This window comes from Actinotalea ferrariae CF5-4 (assembly GCF_000603945.1).
Classification (GTDB): Bacteria; Actinomycetota; Actinomycetes; order Actinomycetales; family Cellulomonadaceae; genus Actinotalea; species Actinotalea ferrariae.
This window is the reverse complement of the sequence record NZ_AXCW01000224.1, coordinates 1-7,051: the sequence shown is the minus strand read 5'-3', so window position 1 is coordinate 7,051 and position 7,051 is coordinate 1. Positions and strand designations below refer to the sequence as shown.

7 protein-coding genes are annotated in these 7,051 nt (G+C 75.8%); 5 read left to right on the top strand and 2 right to left on the bottom strand.

Annotated features, from left to right (window positions below; genetic code table 11):
• The first annotated feature begins 76 nt into the window (after nucleotides 1–76).
• Nucleotides 77–607: a GtrA family protein gene (locus tag N866_RS14960; protein WP_081802689.1), complete on the top strand. Its 531-nt coding sequence runs from the start codon at nucleotides 77–79 to the stop codon at nucleotides 605–607.
• A gap of 57 nt (nucleotides 608–664) precedes the next feature.
• On the opposite strand, the gene N866_RS14955 is transcribed toward N866_RS14960, so the two are convergent.
• Together N866_RS14955 and N866_RS14950 are read right to left on the bottom strand one after the other, a co-directional pair.
• Complete coding sequence (locus N866_RS14955) at nucleotides 665–1,999, bottom strand: ATP-binding protein (protein WP_034227822.1); 1,335 nt, start codon at nucleotides 1,997–1,999, stop codon at nucleotides 665–667.
• A 12-nt stretch (nucleotides 2,000–2,011) separates the two neighbouring features.
• A complete protein-coding gene (locus N866_RS14950; RefSeq protein ID WP_034227828.1) occupies nucleotides 2,012–2,695 on the bottom strand; it encodes a response regulator transcription factor in 684 nt (227 codons plus the stop codon).
• Between the two features lie 145 nt (nucleotides 2,696–2,840).
• Between N866_RS14950 and N866_RS14945 the strand changes: the two genes are divergently transcribed.
• From N866_RS14945 to N866_RS14930, 4 genes are all read left to right on the top strand, one after another.
• Complete coding sequence (locus N866_RS14945) at nucleotides 2,841–4,079, top strand: sensor histidine kinase (RefSeq protein WP_034227820.1); 1,239 nt, start codon at nucleotides 2,841–2,843, stop codon at nucleotides 4,077–4,079.
• Nucleotides 4,076–4,783, top strand: coding sequence for a response regulator (locus N866_RS14940; protein WP_052023109.1), 708 nt, complete (start codon nucleotides 4,076–4,078; stop codon nucleotides 4,781–4,783). Before N866_RS14945 ends, N866_RS14940 begins: the two co-directional genes overlap by 4 nt.
• Before the next feature lie 148 nt (nucleotides 4,784–4,931).
• Entirely contained in the window at nucleotides 4,932–5,801 is an 870-nt protein-coding gene (locus N866_RS14935; protein WP_081802688.1) for an ABC transporter ATP-binding protein, read from the top strand.
• Nucleotides 5,801–7,051 (top strand): ABC transporter permease (locus N866_RS14930; RefSeq protein ID WP_034227818.1); only part of this gene is annotated, 1,251 nt, incomplete at its 3' end. The genes N866_RS14935 and N866_RS14930, both read left to right, overlap by 1 nt.

The window sequence follows — 7,051 nt, the reverse complement described above, 5'->3', positions numbered from 1 at the left end:
CTGGGGGGCTGGTGGGCTGGTGGTGGGCTGGGGTGGTCGCGGTGCCGGGGCGGCGGGTGCGCCCTACGGTGTCTCCATGAGGACCCGGGCCCTGGAGCTGGCGCGCTTCGGCTCCGTGGGCGCGGTCGCCTACGTCGTCGACGTCGGCGTGTTCAACCTCCTGCGCTACGGGCCCGGCGGCCTCCTGGAGGACCGGCCGATCACCGCCAAGGTGCTCTCCGTCGCCGTCGCCACCCTCGTGGCGTGGCTGGGCAACCGGTACTGGACGTTCTCGACCCGGCGCACCGCGTCGCCACGCCGCGAGCTCGTCGTGTTCGGGGTCGTCAACGTCGGCGGGATGCTCGTCGCGGTGGCCTGCCTGGCCTTCTCCCACTACGTGCTGGGTCTGACCTCGCCGCTGGCCGACAACATCGCCGCCAACGTCGTGGGGCTCGTCCTCGGCACGGCCTTCCGGTACGTCGCCTACCGGCGACTCGTCTTCACCGGCACGACGCCGACGACGACGCGGCCGCCGGACGGGTCGGCCCCGGCGGCACACGGGCACGTCGTCCCCGCGCCGCACGACGTCCCGGCTGCCCTCGCGGACGGGGACCACGCGCGGGCCTGAGGCCCTCGCGGCGCCGGCCGGACCTCGGTGCGGACCCGACGGTGCAGGCCGACGCGGTCAGCTCGTGCGTCGCCGCCGGCGTCGCGAGCCGCTCGGGACCAGGGCACCGCGGGGCAGCACCACGTTGGGGTCGAGGGTGCGGGGCACGCCGGAGAGGAAGACCGCGAAGACCGGGGGCCGCCGCTGCGCGAGCTCCAGTCGCCCGCCGTCGGCCGCCACGAGGTCCCGGGCGACATCCAGGCCGAGCCCGGTGCCGCGTCCGGACGTGACCTCGCGCTCGAAGATGCGCGGGGCGATCTCGTCCGGCACCCCCGGGCCCTCGTCGGCGACCTCCACGACGACGGCGCCCTGGGTGCCGGGGCGCGACCGCACCGTCGTCGTGCCGTCGCCGTGGACGAGCGAGTTCTCCAGGAGGGTCGCGATGACCTGGGCCAGCGCCCCCGGCGTGGCGAGCACGGCGACGTCGTCGGGGACCTCCACGGCCAGCCGGCGACCCGCGGTGCGGAACGCGCGCGCCCACTCCTCCTCCTGCTGGTGCACCACGTCCAGGAGGTGCACCGCCTCGGTGGTACCGCCCTGGGCCCGGCGCGAGCGCGCCAGCAGGTCGTCCACCACGGTGACGAGCCGCTCGACCTGCTCCAGGGAGATCCGGGCCTCCTCGCGGACCTCCTCCTTCTCCGTCGCGGTGGTGATCTCCTCCAGGCGCATCGACAGCGCCGTCAGGGGCGTGCGCAGCTGGTGGGACGCGTCGGCGGCGAACTGGCGCTCGGCGGCGAGCCGGCCGGCCATCCGGTCCGCCGAGCGCGCGAGCTCGGCGGCCACGAGGTCGATCTCCTCCACCCCGGACGGCTCGAGCCGCGGTCGCACCTGGCCGGCGCCGAGCTGCTCGGCGCTCGCGGCGAGGTAGACCAGCGGGGCGGCGAGGCGGCGTGCCTGCCAGAGCGCCACCGAGACCCCCGCCGCCACGGCCACGACCGACGCCACGACGACGAGCGCCACCGCGCGGGCCGTGCGCCAGAACACGTCCCAGTAGGACAGGGAGAGCAGGACGACGGCACCGGACTCGGTGTACTCGACCTCCGGGTAGGCGCGGCCCTCGATCGGCTCCCCCGCGCGGAAGCGCTCGCCGGCAGGTGTCACGACGGACACCGAGGCGGGCAGGCTGCCGCGCTCGTCACCACCGACGTAGAACTCGAGCAGGTCCTCGCTGATCTCGCGGTCGGCGACCAGCCGGTTCTCGACGCCGCGGGCGAGGTTCACGGCGCGCTGCTCCAGGTCGCGGAGCTCGCCGTCGCGCACGAGCTGCGCGCTGAAGAACGCCAGCGGGATGCCCAGCAGCACGACCGCCACGGTGACGGCCGCGACGGTGGCCTGGACGACGCGACGCCGCACCTCAGCGCGCCGTCAGCCTCGGCCGGTCTCGAACCGGAAGCCCATGCCCCGCACGGTCGAGATGTACCGCGGGGCGTTCGCGTCGTCGCCGAGCTTCCGGCGCAGCCAGGACACGTGCATGTCGAGGGTCTTCGTGGAGCCGGTCGGGTCCGAGTCCCACACCTGCCGCATCAGGGTGTCGCGGGCGACGACGGACCCGGCGTCCTTGACCAGCACGCGCAGCAGGTCGAACTCCTTGGCCGTGAGGTGGAGCTCGTGGTCGGCCTGGAAGGCCCGGTGCGCCGCGAGGTCCATCCGCACGTCCTGCGCCACGAGCTCCTCGTCGTCCTCGCCGTCCGCGTTCGTCCGGCGCAGCAGCGCGCGGACCCGCGCGAGCAGCTCGGCCAGGCGGAACGGCTTGGTGACGTAGTCGTCCGCGCCGGCGTCGAGCCCGACGACGAGGTCCACCTCGTCGGCCCGCGCGGTGAGGACGAGCACCGGCGTGCTGAGCCCCTGGCTGCGGATCCACCGGGCGACGTCGAGACCGTCCATGTCCGGCAGGCCCAGGTCGAGGATCACGACATCGGCCTGCGGCGCCGCGTCGATCGCCCCTTGACCCGTGCCTTGCACGACGACGTCGTAACCCTCCCGGCCCAGCGCGCGCGCCAAGGGCTCGGCAATGGCCGGGTCATCCTCCGCCAAGAGAACGTGCGTCATGCGCTCATGCTGCCACAGCGCACCCGCCGGACGACCGACCACGCCGCAGCCGGAGCGCCTCCCCCCGACGTCGCAGCCGCGGGCCGCCACACGTCCGACCCCGGGCGGACGTGGTGATCGCGGCACGCCGCCTACGCTGGCGTCCATGCGCTGGTGGGAACGCGTCTCGGCGTGGGACGAGGAGCACCGCCTCGCCGTCGACGCCCTCACGGCCGCCGGCCTCCTGCTCGTCGTCGTCCCGGCCTCGGCCGGGATGCTGGGCGTCCTCGACCAGCGCCCGGTCGCGATCGCCTCCGGCGTCGTGATGAGCGTCGCCGTCGCGTGGCGGCGGGTCCGGCCCGCGCTCTCCGCCGCCGTCGTCTTCACCGCGGCGCTCGTGCACCTGCTGCTGGGCCTGTTCGTCGTCTTCCCGGCCGACCTGCTCGTGCTGCTCGCCCTGTACTCCGTCACGGTGCACGGCCCGGTCTGGGCGTACCGCACGGCCTTCGGCGGCACGATCGTCGGCGCCGGTCTCGTGGGACTCGTGCTCGTGGCGGACCTCGGACCGTTCGTCCAGGACGTCACGGCCGCGGCGATCGTGTCCTTCATCGTGCTGCTGACGTCCTCGACCGTGTTCGCGTACGGGCTGGTCCGCCGCGCCCGCCGCCAGAGCATCGACGCCCTCGTGGACCGCGCGGCGCGGCTGGAGGTCGAGCGGGACCAGCAGGCGCAGATCGCCACGGCGGCGGAGCGGGCCCGCATCGCGCGCGAGATGCACGACATCGTCGCCCACTCGCTGTCGGTGATCATCGCCCAGGCCGACGGCGGCCGCTACGCCGCGGAGCAGGACCCGACGGCGGCGCAGCGCTCCCTGACGACGATCGCCGAGACCGGACGGGCCGCGCTCGGTGACATGCGCCGGCTCCTCGGGGTGCTGCGCTCCGGCGCCGACGCGCCCGGCTCGGTCGCGTCGCCCGATCGACGTCCCGAGCTGGCGCCGCAGCCCGGCGTGGACGACATCGCGCACCTCGTCCGGCAGGTCCGCGCGAGCGGTGCCGACGTGTCGCTCGCGCGGCTGGGCACGCCCCGGCCCCTGCCCCCCGGGACCGGCCTGACGGTGTACCGGATCGCCCAGGAGTCGCTGACGAACGTCCTCAAGCACGCGGGCCCGGACGTCACCGTCACGGTGCTGCTGCAGTGGCGGGAGGGCTCGCTCGTCCTGGAGGTCACCGACGACGGTCGCGGCGCCGCGGCCGCCACCGACGGCGCCGGGCAGGGCGTCGTCGGCATGCGCGAGAGGGCGGCCATGCTCTCCGGGACCCTCGCCGTCGGGCCCCGCCCCGGCGGCGGCTACCGTGTCCGCGCCGAGATCCCCGTTCCGGCCCGCCAGGAGGCGTCCGCGTGACCACCCCTTCCGACCCCGTCGTCGAGCAGCCCGGCCCCGTCCGCGTGGCCCTGGTCGACGACCAGCAGCTCGTGCGAGCCGGGTTCCGGATGGTCATCGACTCCCAGCCGGACCTCGAGGTGGTCGTCGAGGCCGGGGACGGCGCCGAGGCGCTCCGCCGGCTCGCCGTCGTGCCCGTGGACGTCGTCCTCATGGACGTGCGCATGCCGCACGTGGACGGCCTCGAGGCCACCGCCCGCCTCACCGTCGGCGACGTCACGCCCGAGCCGGTGAAGGTCATCGTCCTGACCACCTTCGACCTGGACGAGTACGTCCTGAGCGCCATCAAGGCCGGGGCCAGCGGGTTCCTGCTCAAGGACGCGCCGCCGGAGGAGATGCTCGGGGCGATCCGGACCGTCCACGCCGGTGACGCCGTCATCGCGCCGTCGTCGACCCGTCGCCTGCTCGAGCACCTCGTGACGGCCCTGCCCGACGACGCCGCGGCGCCGCACCCGGGGCTCGCGGACCTCACGGACCGCGAGCGCGAGGTGCTCGTCCTCATGGCGCGCGGCCGGTCGAACACCGAGATCGCCGGCGACCTCTTCGTCGCCGAGGCGACGGTGAAGACCCACGTCGGCCGGGTGCTGGCCAAGCTCGCGGTGCGTGACCGCGTCCAGGCGGTCGTCGCGGCGTACGAGAGCGGACTCGTCCGCCCGGGGGCCTGAGCCTCCGACCCCGGGAGCGCGCCGCACCGCGCGGCGTCCGCCCCCGGGTGGACGGAGCCGCCACCGGGACCATGCCGGTGCCGGACGCGGCCACCGGTATCGCATCCCTAGCGTCGAGGCGTACCGCCACGACCGAGGAGCGACCACCGTGACCCACCCGTCCCGCACCACCACCACCGGCCCGGACGGCGACGCCCGCCTCCTCGCGCCGCCCCCCGCAGGACCCGCCGGGGCGACACCCGCCGACCGCGTCGCGGACACGTCGCCGGGCGAGCGGGTCGCCGTGCGCGCACGGTCCCTGACCAAGGTCTACGGGACGGGCGAGGCCGCGGTCCGCGCGCTGGACGGCGTGGACGTGGACGTGGCACGGGGCGCCTTCACGGCGATCATGGGACCGTCCGGCTCCGGGAAGTCCACCCTCATGCACCTGCTGGCCGGCCTGGACACCGCGACCTCCGGCACCGTGCACCTCGGGCCGACGGAGCTCACCGGCCTCGGGGACCGCGACCTGACCCACCTGCGCCGGGACCGCATCGGCTTCGTCTTCCAGTCCTTCAACCTCCTGCCGATGTTCACCGCGGAGCAGAACGTCCTGCTGCCGCTGGAGCTCGCAGGGGCGCGCGTGGACCAGGACTGGGTCGACACGCTCGTCGACGTCCTGGGCCTGCGCGACCGGCTCACCCACCGGCCCGCCGAGCTCTCCGGCGGTCAGCAGCAGCGGGTCGCGATCGCCCGCGCCCTGGTCCACCGGCCGGAGGTGGTCTTCGCCGACGAGCCGACGGGCAACCTGGACTCCCGCGCGGGCGCCCAGGTGCTCAGCTTCCTGCGCCGGTCGGTCCGCGAGCTCGGCAGCACCGTGATCATGGTGACTCACGACCCCACGGCGGCGGCCTACGCCGACCGCGTCGTGCTGCTGGCCGACGGGCGGATCGCGGGCGACATCTCGGACCCGACCCCCGACGCCGTGCTGGCCAGCCTGGACGCCCTGCGTCCCCTCGACGACGCGGCGGTGCGCTGATGCTCCGCCTGACGCTGGCGCAGATGCGCCGGAGCCTGGCCCGCCTCGTCGCCGCCGGGATCGCCATCGCCATCGGGACCGGCTTCGTCGCGGCCACGCTGGTGGCCGGCGCGGTGATGACGCGCACCACGTACGACGCCGTCGCGGCCGGGTACGCCGACGCCGACCTCGTCGTCACCGCGGACGGCGCGTCCGCCCTCACGGACGACGACGTCGCCCGCCTCGCCGCCGTGCCGGGGGTCGAGGCCGTCGACGGCCGGACACCGCTGTGGGTCCGGCTCAGCAGCCCCGCCGCCGACGTGTACCCGGAGGCCACCACGCGGGCGTCGCACCCGCGCCTGGAGGTGCAGAGCGTCGTCGAGGGCGGCCTGCCCGACACGCCTGGCGACGTCGCCCTGCCCGTGGCGCTCGCCGAGCGCCTGCAGGTGGAGGTCGGCGGCACCGTGACGCTGGCGCGCGACGTCTGGACGCCGGCCGTCGGCGAGCCGGCGGCCGGCGCAGCGGCCGACGGGGCAGCGGAGGCCGACGGGACGTGGACCACCGTCCTCGAGGAGGTCCGGGTCACGGGCCTCCTCGAGGACCCGACCGGCGGCTTCACCGGCTCCTCCGGGGCGGTGGTCGTCGACCCGGCCGACGCGCGGCGCTGGCTCGCCGAGGAGGCCCAGGGCGAGGTCCCCGGCGTCCGCACGGCCGTCGTCGTCGTCGAGGACGGGTCGGACCCCGGAGCCGTGGCGACGGCCCTCGCCCAGGCCGGCCCCGACGTCGTCGTCCGGACGAAGTCCGAGCAGGCCGCCGCGACGGTGTCCGAGCTGAGCGGCGGCGAGGACGCCCTGACCGCCGTCGTCCTCGCGTTCGCCGCCGTCGCCCTGCTCGTGGCCGCCCTGGTCATCGCCAACACCTTCCAGGTGCTCGTCGCGCAGCGGACCCGCACGCTCGCACTCCTGCGGTGCGTCGGGGCGGACCGCGGCCAGGTGCGCCGCTCGGTGCTCACGGAGGCCGCGCTGCTCGGCGTGGGTGCCTCCGTCGTCGGCGTCGTCGCGGGGCTCGCGCTCACGCAGGCCACGCTGTCGGTGGTGGGCGTGGCAGGCTTCGGCGTACCGCTGCCCGGCGTCATCACCGTGACGCCCGCGGCGGTCCTCGTGCCGCTCGCCGTGGGGACGGCGGTGACGCTCACGGCGGCCCTCTCCCCCGCCCGGGCCGCGACGCGCGTCGCACCGCTGGCGGCGCTGCGGCCGGCCGACGCCGTCGAG

What these genes read in the sequence shown, in the direction of transcription:
- N866_RS14945 (WP_034227820.1), top strand. Translation starts at nt 2,841, where the DNA reads ATGCGCTGGTGGGAACGCGTCTCGGCGTGGGACGAGGAGCACCGCCTC.
- N866_RS14950 (WP_034227828.1), bottom strand. Translation starts at nt 2,695, where the DNA reads ATGACGCACGTTCTCTTGGCGGAGGATGACCCGGCCATTGCCGAGCCC.
- N866_RS14960 (WP_081802689.1), top strand. Translation starts at nt 77, where the DNA reads ATGAGGACCCGGGCCCTGGAGCTGGCGCGCTTCGGCTCCGTGGGCGCG.